Origin of the sequence: Streptomyces sp. NPDC007945 (genome assembly GCF_042958885.1) — a bacterium.
In the GTDB taxonomy this organism is placed as follows: domain Bacteria; phylum Actinomycetota; class Actinomycetes; order Streptomycetales; family Streptomycetaceae; genus Streptomyces.
Window position 1 is genome coordinate 277223 of the sequence record NZ_JBIBJV010000005.1, and the last position, 15811, is coordinate 293033.

At 74.1% G+C, this 15811-nt stretch carries 12 protein-coding genes; 4 read left to right on the top strand and 8 right to left on the bottom strand.

The window, feature by feature from the left end:
• Nucleotides 1-68 precede the first annotated feature (68 nt).
• Complete coding sequence (locus tag ACFZCF_RS18325) at nt 69-989, top strand: LysR substrate-binding domain-containing protein (RefSeq protein WP_391287263.1); 921 nt, start codon at nt 69-71, stop codon at nt 987-989.
• A 238-nt stretch (nt 990-1227) separates the two neighbouring features.
• Here ACFZCF_RS18325 and ACFZCF_RS18330 read toward each other — a convergent pair whose 3' ends face one another.
• From ACFZCF_RS18330 to ACFZCF_RS18345, 4 genes are all read right to left on the bottom strand, one after another.
• On the bottom strand, nt 1228-2139 hold the full coding sequence (locus ACFZCF_RS18330; protein ID WP_388444245.1) for a S1 family peptidase: 912 nt from the start codon (nt 2137-2139) through the stop codon (nt 1228-1230).
• 626 nt (nt 2140-2765) lie between these two features.
• Nucleotides 2766-4130, bottom strand: coding sequence for an amidohydrolase (locus tag ACFZCF_RS18335; protein ID WP_391287264.1), 1365 nt, complete (start codon nt 4128-4130; stop codon nt 2766-2768).
• Between the two features lie 231 nt (nt 4131-4361).
• Nucleotides 4362-5969, bottom strand: coding sequence for a DHA2 family efflux MFS transporter permease subunit (locus tag ACFZCF_RS18340; RefSeq protein WP_391287608.1), 1608 nt, complete (start codon nt 5967-5969; stop codon nt 4362-4364).
• A gap of 551 nt (nt 5970-6520) precedes the next feature.
• A complete protein-coding gene (locus tag ACFZCF_RS18345) occupies nt 6521-7216 on the bottom strand; it encodes a TetR family transcriptional regulator (RefSeq protein ID WP_391287265.1) in 696 nt (231 codons plus the stop codon).
• A 114-nt stretch (nt 7217-7330) separates the two neighbouring features.
• Between ACFZCF_RS18345 and ACFZCF_RS18350 the strand changes: the two genes are divergently transcribed.
• Both ACFZCF_RS18350 and ACFZCF_RS18355 read left to right on the top strand, forming a co-directional pair.
• Nucleotides 7331-8056 carry a hypothetical protein gene (locus ACFZCF_RS18350; protein WP_391287266.1) on the top strand — a complete coding sequence of 242 codons (726 nt, stop codon included), beginning with the start codon at nt 7331-7333 and terminating at the stop codon, nt 8054-8056.
• Between the two features lie 207 nt (nt 8057-8263).
• The gene (locus tag ACFZCF_RS18355; RefSeq protein ID WP_391287267.1) at nt 8264-9688 is read left to right on the top strand and encodes a lamin tail domain-containing protein; all 1425 of its coding nucleotides are present in this window, start codon (nt 8264-8266) and stop codon (nt 9686-9688) included.
• A gap of 45 nt (nt 9689-9733) precedes the next feature.
• Here ACFZCF_RS18355 and ACFZCF_RS18360 read toward each other — a convergent pair whose 3' ends face one another.
• Nucleotides 9734-10546 (bottom strand): amphi-Trp domain-containing protein, encoded by an 813-nt coding sequence (locus tag ACFZCF_RS18360; RefSeq protein WP_391287268.1) that lies wholly within the window; start codon nt 10544-10546, stop codon nt 9734-9736.
• A gap of 115 nt (nt 10547-10661) precedes the next feature.
• Between ACFZCF_RS18360 and ACFZCF_RS18365 the strand changes: the two genes are divergently transcribed.
• The gene (locus ACFZCF_RS18365) at nt 10662-11762 is read left to right on the top strand and encodes an AI-2E family transporter (RefSeq protein WP_391287270.1); all 1101 of its coding nucleotides are present in this window, start codon (nt 10662-10664) and stop codon (nt 11760-11762) included.
• A 162-nt stretch (nt 11763-11924) separates the two neighbouring features.
• Here the strand turns inward: ACFZCF_RS18365 and ACFZCF_RS18370 are convergent, their stop codons facing one another.
• From ACFZCF_RS18370 to ACFZCF_RS18380, 3 genes are read right to left on the bottom strand one after another with little or no spacing between them, the layout of a single operon-like run.
• Nucleotides 11925-14348, bottom strand: a complete 2424-nt coding sequence (locus ACFZCF_RS18370; RefSeq protein WP_391287272.1) for an FtsX-like permease family protein — start codon at nt 14346-14348, stop codon at nt 11925-11927.
• A gap of 38 nt (nt 14349-14386) precedes the next feature.
• Complete coding sequence (locus ACFZCF_RS18375; protein WP_388444268.1) at nt 14387-15181, bottom strand: ABC transporter ATP-binding protein; 795 nt, start codon at nt 15179-15181, stop codon at nt 14387-14389.
• Nucleotides 15178-15684, bottom strand: coding sequence for a helix-turn-helix transcriptional regulator (locus tag ACFZCF_RS18380; RefSeq protein ID WP_391287274.1), 507 nt, complete (start codon nt 15682-15684; stop codon nt 15178-15180). Before ACFZCF_RS18380 ends, ACFZCF_RS18375 begins: the two co-directional genes overlap by 4 nt.
• Between the last annotated feature and the right edge of the window lie 127 nt (nt 15685-15811).

The window sequence follows — 15811 nt, forward strand, 5'->3', positions numbered from 1 at the left end:
CACCCACCCCGACTGTGCAGGTCAAGGGGAGGATTTCTGAGCAGACCGTTTAGGTAATCTATCGAGTCATGCTGGATATCCGCCGCCTGCACATGCTCAAGACCGTCGCCGTCCGCGGCTCCATCAGCGCGGCCGCTCAGTCCCTGGGGCTCTCCGCCGGTGCCGTGTCCCAGCAGTTGGCCGCCCTGAGGAACGACGTGGGGGTCGATCTCCTCCGTCCGGACGGGCGGACCGTCGCCCTCACGGAGGCGGGCCGCGTCCTCCTGGATCACGCGGATCGGGTCCTCGCCGCCGTGGAGGAGGCCGAGTGCGCCGTGGCAGCGGTCAAGGGCACGGTCGGCGCCACCGCCACGCTCGCCGCGCTGCCGTCGACCGTCGCCCGGATCGTGGCGCCCGCCCTGACCGCCCTGGGCTCGCACCATCCGCAGCTCGCCGTCACCTGTCTCGTCACCGATCAGGCCCAACTGCGCGAACTCACCCTCGGCACCGTCGACGTGGTGCTGGGACAGCGCTACCGCCACCTGCCGGAGACACCGCCCCGGGGCGTCGAGCTCGCACCGCTGCTCGACGATCCCCTGCTCGTCGTCACCGCCGCCGACGGAACCGGCGAGCGCCGCCCCGTGCCCCTGCGCGAACTGGCCGCGCACGAGCTCGTCGTGCCACCACCGACCACGGACTGCGGACAGGCCGTCCTGCACGCCTGCCACCAGGCCGGCTTCGCACCCACGACGCGCTACGTCACCGCCGACATCGCCGCCCAGCTCACCCTCGCACGGGCCGGCCTCGCGACCGCGCTGGTCCCTCGGACGGCCATCGCCCCTGACGCGCCCGGAATCCACACGGCTCCCATCGAGGGCCACCCGATCACGCGGCTGCTGTTCGCAGCGACCCGCCGCACCGGAACCCCCGACCCGACGACGTCGGTGGTCGTCGAGGCACTGCGGACGGCAGCGCGGCAGGACCCCGGCGCGCGCCTCCCGCCGACCTGACCTCGACGGGGGCGGGGGCGCGGTGACGCGCCTGGACGTGCCGTCGTCGGGGTGCCGCCCGTGGCGGCAGACCGGTACGGCCGCTGCCGAGAGGGTCCGTGGAGAGGGGACGCGGAACGGGAACGCCACCGCGCCCACGCCGGGGTGTCGGCGTGGGCGCGGCGGTCGGTCAGGCCCGTTGTCCCGCTCGGCCCGGGGTCGGGCGTGTTGCGGGTGAGGGGTGTGGGGTGTCGGGTGGTCAGAAGACGCTGACGCCGTAGGCGCTGAGGGCTTCGGTGACCGGCTGGAAGAACGTGGTGCCACCGGTGGAGCAGTTGCCGCTTCCGCCGGAGGTCAGACCGAGGGCGGTGGAACCGGAGAACATGGCGCCGCCGCTGTCGCCGGGCTCGGCGCAGACGTTGGTCTGGATCAGGCCGTAGACGATGTCGCCGTTGCCGTAGTTGACCGTGGCGTTGAGGCCGGTGACGGTGCCGCCGCGCAGGCCCGTGGTGCTGCCGCTGCGCTGGACGGACTGGCCGACGTAGGCGTTGCCGGCACCGGTGATGTCCCGGTAGCTGCCGTTGTAGAGGTAGACGCGGCCGTCGGCGGCGGAGGCGTTGGAGTGACGGATGATGCCGTAGTCGTTGGTGGGAAAGCTGGAGCCCGCACGGCTGCCGAGGAGAGCGGTGTTGGCGGAGTTCGTGTACCAGGTGCTCGCGGAGTTGGTGCAGTGGCCGGCCGTCAGGGCGTAGTAGGTGCTGCCGCTGCGGACGTTGAAGCCGAGGGAGCACCGGCCGCCGCCGGCGTAGATGGCCTGGCCGCCCGCGATCAGCTTGTTGATCTTTCCGGCGGTCCGCTCGATCTTCAGGTGCGCGGCGTTCGCGCCCGCGGCCTTGCGGAGGGCGGCGATCTCGCCCGACGAGACGGTCTCGTCGACCGTGACGACGACCTTGCCGGTGGCCTGGTCGGTGTACCAGGCGGTGCCGGCCACGTCGGCGTCGAGGACGGCGTCGCTGGTGGCGGCGAGCGCGGCCACGCCCGCCCTCGCGGTGTCGGCCGGCTGCGCCGAGGACGTGGGGGCGGCGAGGGCCGTCGCGGCGACGAGCGCACCGAGGACGGCGAGGGCGCGGGTGCCCTTGGTGAGGCGGCGGTTCTGGGACGAACGGTTCACTGAGTCCTCCGAGGGGGGTGAGCCGCTGGGTGGGCGGCCCAGGTGGAGTGGGTCGGCGGGGGTTTCCGCCATGAACCTGACAATCGAGTGGTTGAGCGAATGACGACTGCGAGAGGAATCCTCGGCTCCGCAGGGAGTCACGACAAGGGACACTTTCGGCCGCTCTACGCGCGTCCACCGCCCTCCACGCCGAGGCGCCGCCGAGTGCCTTCGGGAAGGCGGCTATTGAAGGAGCGTCAGAAAGTTGCAGAGAGGCGTTGCACGTGACGGGGCAGGGAGTTCTCGGCTCAGGCGCGGGCCACGGCGACACCGCCGTCCACCGACGCATATGGCTCCACGCCGCGAAGTCCGCGCTCGGACCGCAGATGTACGGGGCAGTGGTCCCCCTTTGCGGCGTTCCCCGCGATGGCCGGATCGCGCCCTTGCGCGTGACGACGCACCGCGCGATGGGCGGTGCGCCGTGCGATCGGGGCGGTGCGGCGGGTGGTGCGTCGCGTGATGCGTTGTGCGACGCGTGATGCGTTGTGCGATGCGCCGGGCGGTGCGCGGTGTGGCGTCCGGCGCGATGCCGGGGGTGTGGCACGTGGTGCGTCGACCCCCGGGGGCGCGGTGCGGCGTCGCCCGCGTCAGTCCAGGAACTCCCCGTCCCTCGCCACGACCGCACCGCCGTGGACGACCAGGTCCCGCTGCGGCATGTCGACCACGACCTGGGGCAGCCCCTGGCCCCGTACGAGGACGAAGTCGGCCGGTGAGCCCGGCCTGAGGTCGGCGTGCGGGAGGCCCATGACGTCGGCCCCTCCGTGGGCCGCCGCGCGGTAGCAGTCGGCGAGTTCCTCGTCGAGGCGGACGTCGGTGACCCAGCCGAGGAGGTGGGCGCGGTGGAGCATGTCGGCGTTGCCGAAGGGGCTCCACGAGTCTCGGACGCCGTCGGATCCGAGGCCGACGCGCACGCCGTGCTCGCGCAGCCGGGCGATGGGGAGCACGAGGTCGCGGGAGGGCGCGACGGTCGTGAGGGCGATGTCCTGGGCGGCGAGGTCGGCGGCGAGGCCGTCGAGCTCGCGGTCGGACAGGCCCGGCAGGCAGAAGACGTGACTGACGGTCACCTTGCCGGCGAGGGACAGGGCCCGGGTGCGGTCGATGATGCCGCGGAGGGCCCGGACGCCCTCCTCTCCCCCGTCGTGCAGGTGGATGTCGACGCCGACGCCGTGCCGGTCGGCGATGCCGAAGACGGTGTCGAGGTGCGCGTCGAGGGCGTGGTCGAAGCCGATCGGGTCGATGCCGCCGATCATGTCGACGACGCCCCGCCGGGCACCCTCCTCCAGGAGGCGGGCGGTGCCCGGCGTCCGGATGACGCCGTGCTGCGGGAAGGCGACGATCTGCACGTCGAGCGCCTGCCGGAGGCGTCGGCGGGCCTCGGCCAGGCCTTCGACACCCGCCAGGCCGTACGCCGGGGCGACGTCCGCGTGGGCGCGCATCCCTCGCGTACCCCGGCTGACGGCGTGGCTCATGAGACCGTACGCGCGCTCCGCGACCGAGCGGGTCTGGGCGCGGAACAGTTCCACGTCCTGCTCGACGAAGTCGGCGATGGTGGCGGCGGGCCGCCGCGACACCCACTCCCCGCCCCACGTGGTCTTGTCGGGGTGGATGTGGGCGTCGACGAGCGAGGGCAGCGCGATCCGGCCGCCGCCGTCGACGACCTTCGCGCCGCGCGGCGCCGGCCCGTCGGTGATCCGGCCGTCGACGACCACCAGGTCCGTGGCCGCCCCGCCGAACGGGCGGACGTCACGGAAGACGACCGTACGCGCCCGGCGCTCGGCCTCGCCCGCCGCGGCCACCGGAGCGGTGGGCCCGGCGGCGGCAGGGGACGCGGCGGAGGCGGGGGTGGCCTGGACGGCCCCCGCGGCCGCCGCCCCGGCGAGCACGGCGGCGCCCGCGAGGACGCCGCGGCGGGTCGGGCCGGCGGGAACGGATGGGGTTGCGACGACGCACATGGGGGCTCCTTGGGTGGCGGGACGACCACGGGTCCCCATTTTGTATACCAAACTGAAGGAGCGGAACAAGAGGTCCCGGTTGTCCTTCAGCCTGCGACTCCTGCTTTTGCCGCCGAGAAGACGATTAGGGGCGCGACTGGGCGCAGAGGTGCGACGATTTGGTATACGTAAATGCCGATGCGCCGCCGGGCCGAGGCCCGGCGGCGCATGCGGTACGAGCAGGCCAGTCGGCTATGCGGAGGCGTCGGCCGCCGCACGGGAGGGTCCGGTGTCTCCGGCCCGCACGGCGCCGTCGGAGCCATCGGGGCCCAGGGCGCCCTCGGCCTCCTCGGCGAGGCGCTGCATGCCGCTCGTGGTCTTCAGCGGCTTCTCCTTGACGAAGAGGACGCAGAGCAGCGCGAGCGCGGCGAAGGGGGTGGCGATGAGGAAGAGTTCGCCGGTCGCGACGCCGTAGGCGTGTTCCACGATCTCGCGGATCGGGCCCGGGAGGGTCGCCATGTCGGGCACCGCGCCGTGCCCGGCCGCGCCGCCCCCGCCCGGCACGCCGGCGTCCGCGAGGCCCTTCGTCATCTCGGAGGCGACGCGGTTGGCCAGGATGGCGCCGAGCACGCTGGTGCCGATGGTGCCGCCGAGGCTGCGGAAGAACGAGAGGACCGAGGTGGCGGCGCCGAGCTCGGTGGCCTGCACGTCGTTCTGCGCGGCCAGGACCAGGTTCTGCATCAGCATGCCGACACCGACGCCCATCACGGCCATGTAGACGCTGGTCAGACCGAAGTGCGTGTCGGTGTCGATGGTGGCGAGGAGCCCGAGGCCGGCCGTCATCGTGAACGCGCCCGCGACCAGGTAGGCCTTCCAGCGGCCGGTCTTGCTGATGATCTGCCCGGCGACGGTGGAGGAGACCAGCAGGCCGAGGATCATGGGCAGGCTCATGAGACCGGCGACGGTCGGGGACTTGCCCAGGGAGATCTGGAAGTACTGGGAGAGGAAGACCGTGCCGCCGAACATGGCCAGGCCGACGAAGAGGCTGGCGACCGTGGTGAGCGACACGGTGCGGTTGCGGAAGATGCCGAGCGGGATGATCGGCTCGGCGACCCGGGACTCGACGAAGACCGCGGCGACGAGCAGGAGCAGTCCCCCACCGGTCAGCGCCGCAGTCTGCCAGGAGGCCCAGTCGAAGCTGTTGCCGGCGAGCGACACCCAGATGAGGAGGGCGCAGACGCCGGCGACGATCAGGAAGGCGCCCAGGTAGTCGATCTTCGCCTCGCGGCGCAGGTCGGGCAGCTTGAGGGTGCGCTGGAGCAGCACGATGGCGAGGAGCGCGAAGGGGACGCCGATGAAGAAGCACCAGCGCCAGCCCAGCCAGGAGGTGTCGACGAGGACGCCGCCGATGAGCGGACCCGCGACGGTGCCGATGGCGAAGACGGCGCCGAAGATGCCGGCGTACTTGCCGAGCCTGCGCGGCGGGATGATCGCCGCCATCACGACCTGCGCGAGGGCGGTCAGGCCGCCGGCGCCGATGCCCTGGGCGACGCGGCTGAAGATCAGCAGCCCGACTTCCTGGGAGAAGCCGGCCAGGAGCGAGCCGACCACGAACAGCCCGAGGGAGATCTGGAGGAGCAGCTTCTGGTTGTAGAGGTCGGCGAGCTTGCCCCACAGCGGCACGGTGGCCGTCATGGCGAGCAGCTCGGCGGTGACGACCCAGGTGTACGAGGACTGGCTCGCGCCCAGGTCGGCGATGATCCGGGGCAGCGCGTTGGCGACCACCGTCCCGGCGAGGATGGAGACGAACATGCCCGCCATCAGGCCGGACATGGCCTGGAGTATCTGCCGGTCCGACATGGCGGCCGGGGGCGCCTCGACGGGCGCCGCGGCTGGTGATTTCACAGCTTCTCTTTCTCGGTGGTGCGAGGGTCGCGGAAAGGCGGGCACGGGGGCCCGCGTGGAGTTCCGGCCCGGAGCGGGTGCAGCTGGGAGTGGGGTGCGGCCTGGGGTGGGTTGCGGCCCGGGGGGGGGCGGCCCGGAGCGGGTTGCATGCGGGTGGAGGTTGGGCCCGGGAGTGGGTGGCGCCCGGGAGTGGGCTGGGCCCGGAAGTGGGTGGCGCCTCGGACTGGGTTGCGACCCGGAGCAGGTTGCATGCGGGTGGAGGTTGGGCCGGGGGCTGGGTTGCACCCGGGAGTGGGTGGCCCCTCGGACTGGGCTGCGGCCCGGACCAGGTTGCGCCCCGGGGTGCGTTGCGCCGGGGGTGCGTCGTGCCCGGAGCGGGTTCCGGACCCGAGGCCAAGGGGCCTCGGAGCCTGGGACCCTCGTCCGGGAGGCCTTGGCGCCGGGGGGCCTCAAGCCCTGAAGCGCCTGGGGCGTCGGCGCCTGGCGCCTCGGTGCGTGGCCGTGGCTCAGGCACGGTGGCCGGTGGCCGGTGGGGGCTCCGGGAGGCCTGCGGCGAGGTGGTCGAACGTCTCCCGGAACACGTCGGCGAAGCGCACCCGGTCCTGCCGTACGGACCAGTGCTCGAACGCGACGCGCACGGCGGTCCCGCCGACGGCGGCGAGCAGCCGTGGATACAGGTCCAGGGCACGCCGGCGTTCCTCGTCCTCCGGCGACGCGAAAGCGGGCCGGTCCGCGGCGAAGAGCGGCGAGCCCGCGCCGACGCGCTCCGCGAGCGCCTCGGCGAGACCGAGCTCGTCGGCCATGTGGGCGCCGATCCGGCGGGCGAGGAGCTGGGGCGCCTTGCGCAGCACCTCGGCGTGCAGGAGCCACACCTCCTGCTGCTGCTCGACCTCCTCCAGCTCCGCCGCCAGCGCGTCGCGGAGCACTTCCAGCGGAGCGGGGCCGGGCGGTGCGGCGAGCACGGCCCGGCAGACGCGGTCGCTGGAATCGGACCCGACCATGACGAAGACCTCGTCACGCGAGTCGAAGTAGTTGAAGAACGTGCGCGTGGAGACGCCCGCCGCCGCGCTGATCGCGTCGACGGTGACGTTCTCGACGCCGCGCTCGACCGCCAGCCGCACCGCGGCCTCTACCAGAGCGGCCCGCGTCGCCCGTTTCTTGCGCTCCCTGAGCCCGCCCTCGGCAGGCACCCTCTCCACCATGGGTGCATGGTACGCAAAATTGCAGGCCATGCAAAAATCCGCGCCGGCCACGCACAGGAGGTGGGCGCGCTATGGTCGCCCCTTCGCCACAGTGACGACACAGAGTGAGGCCTTGTGAACGATCCGTACAGCCCGCCGAAGAAGAAGCGCTCCACCGGTGCCGTCGTCGCCATGGTGGTCGGCGGCTTGGTCGTCCTCCTCGTCATCGTGGGCGCGTTGTCCGGCCCCGAGGAACCCCAGGACGCCAAGGCCGGAAACCCCTCGGCTCCGATCGCGAAGACCACGGCCGCAGCGCCGTCCGACTCCGCGCCGCCCACCGATCCGACCGCCGATCCGACGACCGCGCCGCCCGTGAAGTCGGGTTCCGCGGAGCTGCCCAGCTTCGTCGGGATGGGGCTGCAGTCCGCACAGGACAGGGCGCAGGAGCTCGGGTACCACCGCCTCACCTCCCATGACGCGCTCGGTCGAGGCCGCAACCAGATCTCCGACCGCAACTGGAAGGTCTGCACGCAGTCGCCCCGGCCCGGCCGGCACGGCAGCACCACCACGATCGACTTCGGCACCGTCAAGCTGGAGGAGGCCTGCCCCGCCGAGGACGCCGGCGGCGACGTCGCGGAGGCGGGCTCCACGATGCCGGACTTCACGGGCCAGTCCGTCAAGGTCGCGCGCGAGGCGCTCGACTCCTCCACCAGCCTCACCGTCCGGGACGCGTCCGGTGACGACCGCATGGTCCTCGTCGAGTCCAACTGGCAGGTGTGCTCGCAGGATCCCGCCGCGGGGGCGGCACTGGACGGCCGGCCGGTGACCCTGCGCGCCGTGAAGTTCGACGAGAGCTGCTGAGCGGCTGAGCACCCTCGCCCCGGCCAAGCCCCCTCCCCCTGGCCGAGCGCCCTCCCCCTGGGGGCGGGACCGTCCGCCAGGGGGAGGGCGAACGCGCGGCAAGGGTTCGGCTGGTGTTCACGGAGGAAGCGCGCCGGCGAGGGGTGGCGTTCGGGCGGGGCCGGGACGGTCGTGGCGCCTCGCCCCCGAACCCCAGGACGGACTTCCGTGACCGTTTCGCGTGCACGCCGCCGGCGCCGTGATCTGCCCCTCGCCCTCGCCGCCGTACCGGCGCTCCTCCTGGGGGCCTTGACCGCCGCGCCCGCGCAGGCCGCGCCCGTCGACGACATCCGCGTCAACGAGGTCGTCACCACCGGCTCCGTCGAAGACTCGATCGAGCTCTACAACAGGGGCACCTCGACCGTCGACCTCTCCGGTTGGATCCTCAAGGACGACAACAACAGCTCGAAGTACACGATCGCCTCGGGCACGACGCTCGCCCCGGGCGCCTTCCGGGCCTTCGACGTGCACGGCAGGTTCGGGCTCGGCTCCAGCGACAAGGCACGCCTCTACCTCCCCGACGGCAGCACGCTCGTGGACGGCCACGCGTGGAGCGCCCACTCCTCGCCGTCCTGGTCCCGCTGCCCCGACGGCACCGGCGCGTTCCAGGCCGCCGCCGTCACGCTCGGCGCCGCCAACGCCTGCGGCGGCGCGGGTGGCGGCGGTACGGCCCCGGCGGCGTGGCCCGGCGGCGGCGCCGTCGCCACCGCCGACGCCGCGAACGTCTTCGGCGGCGACCTGAGCGGCCTCCACCAGGAGGGCTCCGTCCTCTGGGCCGCGCAGAACAGCGGCAAGCTGTGGCGGCTCGTCCGCGACGGCTCCGGCGGCTGGACCCCGGACACCGCGAACGGCTGGTCCTCCGGGAAGACCCTGCGCTTCCCCGACGGCTCCGGCACGCCCGACGGCGAGGGCGTCACGCTCACCGGCACCGGCGCCTCCGGCGGCGTCTTCGTCGCCGCCGAGCGCGACGGCGACGCCTCCGGCACCAGCCGCCTCTCCGTCCTGCGCTACGAGGTCACCGGCACGGGCTCCGCCCTCACCGCCACCCACGAGTGGAACCTCACCGCCGACCTGCCGCCGACCGGTTCCAACGCGGGCTTCGAGGCGATCACCTGGATTCCCGACGCCTCCCTCACCGCCGCCGGCTTCAAGGACGCCTCGACCGGTGCCCCCTACGCACCGTCCGGTTACGGCGCCCACGGCGGTGGCGTCTTCTTCGTCGGCGTCGAGGGCACCGGGACGGTCCACGGGTACGTCCTCCAGGACTCCGGCGCCTTCACCCGCGTCGCCTCGATCGCCACCGGGATGGCCGGCGTCATGGAGGTCCAGTGGGAGCCGCAGGCGTCCCGGCTGTGGGCCGTCTGCGACAACACCTGCGGCGGTCTGCACCGCACGCTGAAGGTCGACGCGGCCACCGGCGCCTTCGCGGTCACCGCCACGTACGCGCGTCCCTCCGGCATGCCCGACTACAACAACGAGGGCTTCGCCCTCGCCGGCGCGGACGAGTGCGTGGCGGGCAGCAAGCCCGTCCACTGGGCCGACGACTCCAACACCGGCGGCCACGCCCTCCGCCGCGGCACCGTCAGCTGCTGAGCCGCGTCCCCGCCTCCCGGCGTCACCTCGGCTCCCGCCGAGCGGTCACGACCGCTTGGCGGGGGCCTTCGCCTTGCCCGTGCTCTTCTTCGCGGACGCCTTCTTCGCCGAGGCCTTCTTCGCGGAGGCCTTCTTCGCGGACGCCCGATCGGCGGCCACCGCCTTCTCGGCCGCCTCCCTCGTGGCGGGCGCCTTCCTGGCGGGCGTCTTCTTCGCCGGGGCCTTCTTGGCCGCGGTCTTCTTGGCGGGGGCCTTCTTCGCGGCGGCGGGCTCGCTGTCCGCCGCCTTGCGCGCCGCGGGCTTCGTCAGTCCCGCCTTCGTCTCCGGCACCTGCTCCTGCCGCGCCTTCTTCCCCGGTGCCTTCTTCTCCTGCGCCTTCTTCGCCGGTGCCTTCTTCGCCGGTGCCTTCTTATCCGCCGGCTCCTTGGCGGGCGCCTTCCCGGAGGCCGACCTCTGCTGCGGAGTCGGTCGCCCGCCCGCCGCCTTCTCCTGTCGCCCTTCCTCCTCGGCCTTCCCTTCGTCCTCGGCCCTCCCCTCCTCCTTCTCCTTCCCCTCCTCCTTCTCCTTCCCCTCCTCCTTCTCCTTCGGGACCGCCGAGCCCCGGACGGGCCACTTCATCTCGATCTCGATCTCGATCTCACCGCCCTCGACCGACAGCTCGATCTCGCCGGCGAGGGTCTCGGGGATCCGAAGGTTCAGGACACCCCCGCCCATGTCGAGTTCGGCCTCGCCGCCCTTGCGGAGCGCCGCGGCGAGGGCGGACAGCTGGTCGGCCGCGTCCGCGCGGGAGAGCGAGCGCTTCCGCTCGTACTTGAAGTCCTTCATGACGGCCTCCGGTCGTCGCCGATCATCACGCATGGTCGTACGTTCCGGACAATACGCTCGATCTTGGTCCGCCGCTGGGCGGGTGAAGGTCATGGAGACGCGGTGCGGCGGCGCGGGCCGAGGAGCGGCGCGGTGGTAGCCGTCGGCCATGCAGCCGCAGTCAGCCGGGTTCTCCCAGGTCGCCCCCTTCCTCCGCACGGTCGCCGCGTACGCGTGGCGGCTGCTCGTCGTCGGACTCTTCGTCTACGCCCTGTTCGCCCTGCTCGGGCGGTTCCACGAGATCGGAGTGGCCCTCTTCCTCGGGCTCGTCGTCACCGCGCTGCTGCGCCCCGTGGCCGACGTCGTCGCCCGGGGTCTGCCCCGCGCGCTCGCGGTGGCCCTCACGCTGCTCGGCGGACTCGCCCTGGTCCTCGGGGTGCTGGCGCTGGTCGGGGAGGCGGTGGCGGGTGAGCGGACGACGCTCGTGCGGGAGTTCCGGGACGGGATCGACCGCGTCCAGCGCTGGCTGGAGGCGCCGCCGTTCCACGTCCGGCCCGAGGCGCTGACGGACCTGGAGGCACGGATCGGGCAGTTCCTGTCGAGCCATCGCGCGGCGCTGGTCGGCGAGGCGGTGAGCGGGGCGCACCATGTGGTGGCGGTGCTGACGACGCTCGCCCTGGCCGTGTTCGCCTCGGTTTTCTTCATCCACTCGGGCGACCGCCAATGGGCGTGGTTCCAGGAGCAGCTGCCGGAACCGGTGCGGGAGCGGGTGGCCGTCGGCGGACGCGCGGCGTGGCGGACGTTCACCGGGTACACCCACGGCATCGTGCTGGTCGCCGCCGTGAACGCCGTGCTCGTGTGGGTCGCCCTGTGGCTGCTCGGCGTCCCGCTCGCGGTGCCGCTGGCGTTGCTGGAGTTCACGGCGGCGTTCGTGCCGCTGATCGGGTCGCCGATCGCGCTGGCGGTGGCCGCGGTGGTGGCCCTCGCGGCGAAGGGGCCGCTGGTGGCGGGGCTGGTGGTGGCGTTGATCGTCGTGATCGGGCAGGTCGAGGGGCATGTCCTGCACCCCCTGGTGATGAGCTGGGCGGTGCGGCTCCACCCGCTGGTGGTGGCGGTCTCGGTGGTCGCCGGGTCGATCGCTGCCGGCATCGTCGGGGCGGTCGTGGCGGTGCCGCTGGTGTCCGTGGTGTGGTCGGTGCGTTCGGCGCTGCGCGAGGCCCGGGGTCGTACGGGTGGCGCCCCCGACCCGGCGGAGGGCGCGGACCGTTGACCGTACCCACCGGTCCGGGGGCCGACGGCCCTGGGCTCGGGTGCCCGGGTGCCCGGGTGCCAGGAGGCGAGGAGGGGCGCTCGCCGGGAGCGTCACGCCGCCGAGGACCTCGTTTCGAGCCGGCGGCCCCGCGCCCGCACCCCGCACCCTCCTCCTGCGGAACTACAGCGTCTCGCCGGGTGAGTCGACGAGGCGGCGGCGGGCCGTGCGGGTGGCGGGGGCGAGGGCCGCGAGGGCACCGACGGCGGTCGTGGCGACGACGAGGGCGGCGAGGAGTGCGGGGGCCGGGAGGCGGGCCACGCCGGCGCCGAGGCCGGTGGCGGCGGCTTCGGCGTCCACGAGGCGGTGGCCGAGGACGGCGCCCGCCGCCGTGCCGAGGACGGCCGCCGCGAGGGAGGTGAGCGCGGCCGAGGTGACGACGACGGCGCCGATCTGGCGGGGGGTCAGGCCGATGGCGCGGAGGGCGAGCAGGTCCCGCACCCGGTCGCGTACCCCCGTGCCGATCAGGGTGAGCAGTTCGACGAGGGCGATCAGCGCGAGGACCGCGGCGAGGGCGGCGAGGACGCCGCGCGGGGCGTCCTCGCCGCCCACCGGGTCGGCGGTGGCCCGGATCTCGACGCCCTCGCCGGTCGCCGTCGACGTGGCGACCGCGGCGGCGACCCCGCGGGGGTCGGCGCCGGGGCGCAGGACGAGGGCGTGGAAGGCGGGGCGCAGGCCGGGGGTGGAGTCGCGGAGGGTGTCGAGGGTGGTGGAGACGACCCGGCCGCCGTGGTCGGGTTCGATGCTGCGGCCGACGAGGTGCAGGATCTGCGGGCGGCCGCCGACCGTCATCCGTACCCACTCGCCCACGCGGACGCCGAGGAGGTCGAGGAGGCCCTGGCCCGCGACGGCCTCGTCGGGGCCGGCCGGGGCGCGGCCCTCGGCGATCGTGTGCGGGTAGGGCGCGTCGGCGGTGCCGAGTCCGCGCAGGGTGATGGTGCCGGTCTGGCCGGGGACGAGGGCCCTGAACTCGGCGCCGGGCACCGCGTCGGCGACCCCCGGGACGGTCTCCAGCGCCGCCTCGAACGAGGCGGGCGGCGGCTGTTCCGTGCGGACGGTGAGGGCGGCGGCGCGGCCGACGCGGCCGGGGTCCGTACGGAACTGGCCGAGGGTCGACCAGGCGACGAGGGCCACCGTCATCAGGGTGATCGGGAGGGCGAGCCGGGCGGTCGCGGCGAGGGCCCGGGTGCGGCCGGGTGCGGTGAAGGCGGAGCGCCAGCCGAGGACGAGGGCCGGGGAGAGGCGCAGTCCGAGGGCGCGGCGGCCGAGGGCGGAGAGCGGGCGTGCGGCGGGGTGGGCCTGGCGGGCGGCGGGGACCGGGGGGACGCGGCCGGCCCGCCAGGCGGCGAGGGCGGTGGCGGCGGCGATGAGGAGGACAGCGGCGAGCGGGATGCCGGTGACGGCGGCCCGGTGTCCCGGCATGCGGGGCCAGAGGGCGACGGCGTCGCCGACGCGGCCGGGTATCGCGTGGCCGAGGGCGAGGGTGGCGGCGGTGCCGAGGGCCGCGCCCGTGACGGCGAAGCCGAGGTGCTGGAGGAGGAAGCCGCGGATCACCTGTCCGGGGGTGAAGCCGACGGCTTTGAGGACGGCGATGTCACCGGCCTGCCCCCTGATCCGGGCGCGGACGGCGCCCGCGACGGCGACGGCCGCGGCGAGGAGGGCGGCGAGGCCGAAGGCGGCGAAGATCCGGCCGAGGAGCCGGTCGTCGCCGCCGAAGTCCGCCTTGGCCTGCTGCCACTTGGTGACCTGGGCGATGTGTTCGGCGCCGAGGAGGGTGACGGCGCGCTGGACGGCGTAGTCGGTGTCGGCGGGATCCTTCAGGCGCAGGCCGACGGTCTGTCCGGTGGCGGCGGGGGCGAGGCGGTCCAGGGCCTCGGGGAGGATCCAGGCGACGCCTTCGTCCTGGCCGGCGCGGTATCGGGGTTCGGCGGTCTCGGCGACGCCCGCGACGTACAGGGTGCGCGCGGTCGGGCCGTGCCGGCCGGTGACGGTGACGGTGACCGTCTCGCCCGGCTCGGCCCACAGTGTGCGGGCGAGGGTGCGCTCCAGCACGATCCGGTCGTACGGGGGCCCCGCGTCGTTCGGGGGCCCTTCCTTCGGGTCGGGGGGCGCGCCCTCCCGGGGCCCCGGCCCCTTCTCGCCGCCGGTCCCGGCCGTGAGCCAGTGGCCGGCGGTGAGGAGGGGGCGGGCGGTGCCGGGCGGGCGGGTTCCGGCGGCGCGGAGGGTGACCTCCGCGCGGGTGGCGCCGCTCTCCAGGGTGGCGGCGGCCGTGCGGAAGGGGCCGGAGACGGCGGCGACCTCGTCGAGGGTGGCGAGCGGGGCGACGGCGCCCGCGGTGAAGCCTTCGTGTCCCTCCCGGCCGTGGAGCCAGACGTGGCTGCCCCGCGACTCGTTGAAGACGCGCTGCCAGGGGCTGGCGGCGTAGCCGAGGAGGGCGGCGGCGAGGAGGAGGGAGGCGATGACGCCGGCGCTGGCGAGGACGGCGAAGAGTGCCTCGCCCCGGTGGGTGCGGAGGTCGGAGTGGACCCATCGCCAGGTCGCCCGCATGCGTGCTCGCCCTTCCTCTCTCGGCCGCTCGTGCCCGGTCAGTCGTTCAGGTCGAGGACGCCGGTCACCCCCGGCCGGGTGGGCGCGGGGTCGCCGAGGGGGGCGTCGTCGGCGATCCGGCCGTCGAAGAAGCTGATGACGCGGTCGGCGGCGCTCGCCATCCGGGCGTCGTGGGTCACCATGAGGATGGTCTGGCCCCGGGCGTGGAAGCGGGCGAGGAGGCGCAGGACGTCGCGGGTGCCCTTGCTGTCGAGACTGCCGGCGGGCTCGTCGGCGAGGAGGAGCGCGGGCTGGTTGACGAGGGCCCGGGCGAGGGCGACGCGCTGCTGTTCGCCTCCGGAGAGGGCGGCGGGGAGTGCGTTCTCCCGTCCGGCCAGGCCGAGTTCGGCGAGGAGGTCCGCGCGGCTCGCGCGTGCGGCGCGCGGGGAGGCGCCGGCGAGGAGGGCGGGGAGTTCGACGTTGTCGGCGACGGTGAGGTGGGAGACGAGGTTGAAGAACTGGAAGACGACGCCGACGCTGCGGCGCCGCAGGACCGCCCAGCGGGCCTCGCCGTGGCCGTCGACGCGTTCGCCGTCGATCCAGAGGCGGCCGGCGTCGGGCCGCTCCAGGCCGCCGACGAGGTGGAGGAGGGTCGACTTGCCGGCTCCCGAGGGTCCGGTGACGGCGACGAACTCGCCCCGGCGGACGGTGAGATGGACGTCGCGGACGGCGTGGACGGGGGCGCGGTCGCCGCGGTGGGTCTTGGACAGGCCCTCGGCGTACACGATCGCTTCACCCGGCGGGGCGCCGGGTGCCCCGCTCCCGCCGCTCTTCCCCTTCGCCTTCCCCTTCATTCGAGCTCCTCCTGACAGCGCTCCAGCCAGTCGAGGTCGGCCTGGAGGTGCAGCATGGCGCCTTCGATGAGGAGTTGGGCGATCTTGTTGTCGCGGTCCTCGGTGGCGGCGAGCCGGGAGAGGCTGCGCATGGTGTTGAGGTGCTGCCGACGCCGGCGGTTGATCAGGGCGATGGGGTCGGCGAGTCCGGAGAGGGGGGCGAGGGCGAGTTTCATGAAGAATCCGTCGCGCACCCGCGGTTCGTCCCCGGTGTCCTCGAACCACGCGGCGACGGCCTCCCGTCCGGCGTCGGTGAGGCGGTAGATCCGCTTGTTGGGGCGGCCCGTCTGCTCGACGTCCTCGCCCTCGATGAGTCCGCTCTTCTCCAGCCGGCCCAGGGTCACGTAGACCTGGCCGACGTTGGGCTGGGGGTAGGCGGAGCCGAGGAGTTGTTCCAGGCCCTGCTTGAGCTCGTAGCCGTGGGCGGGGCCCCGGGTGAGGAGTGCCAGCAGCTGCTGCCGCACGCGCTCCCCCTTCCGTGTCGTGCGCCGTCCCCCGGCCGGTGGACGGGCGGTCGCCCGGTCCACCGGGACCAGTATCACCGATGCGGCGCGCGCCGTGTCCTGCCACGATGGACCGTCGCGCGGGGCA

Bases quoted from the DNA above. Each gene is read 5' to 3' on its own strand.
- ACFZCF_RS18325 (WP_391287263.1), top strand. From the start codon at position 69: ATGCTGGATATCCGCCGCCTGCACATGCTCAAGACCGTCGCCGTCCGC.
- ACFZCF_RS18340 (WP_391287608.1), bottom strand. From the start codon at position 5,969: ATGTCGGACCGGCAGATACTCCAGGCCATGTCCGGCCTGATGGCGGGC.
- ACFZCF_RS18360 (WP_391287268.1), bottom strand. From the start codon at position 10,546: ATGCGTGATGATCGGCGACGACCGGAGGCCGTCATGAAGGACTTCAAG.
- ACFZCF_RS18365 (WP_391287270.1), top strand. From the start codon at position 10,662: ATGCAGCCGCAGTCAGCCGGGTTCTCCCAGGTCGCCCCCTTCCTCCGC.
- ACFZCF_RS18375 (WP_388444268.1), bottom strand. From the start codon at position 15,181: ATGAAGGGGAAGGCGAAGGGGAAGAGCGGCGGGAGCGGGGCACCCGGC.
- ACFZCF_RS18335 (WP_391287264.1), bottom strand. From the start codon at position 4,130: ATGTGCGTCGTCGCAACCCCATCCGTTCCCGCCGGCCCGACCCGCCGC.
- ACFZCF_RS18370 (WP_391287272.1), bottom strand. From the start codon at position 14,348: ATGCGGGCGACCTGGCGATGGGTCCACTCCGACCTCCGCACCCACCGG.
- ACFZCF_RS18345 (WP_391287265.1), bottom strand. From the start codon at position 7,216: ATGGTGGAGAGGGTGCCTGCCGAGGGCGGGCTCAGGGAGCGCAAGAAA.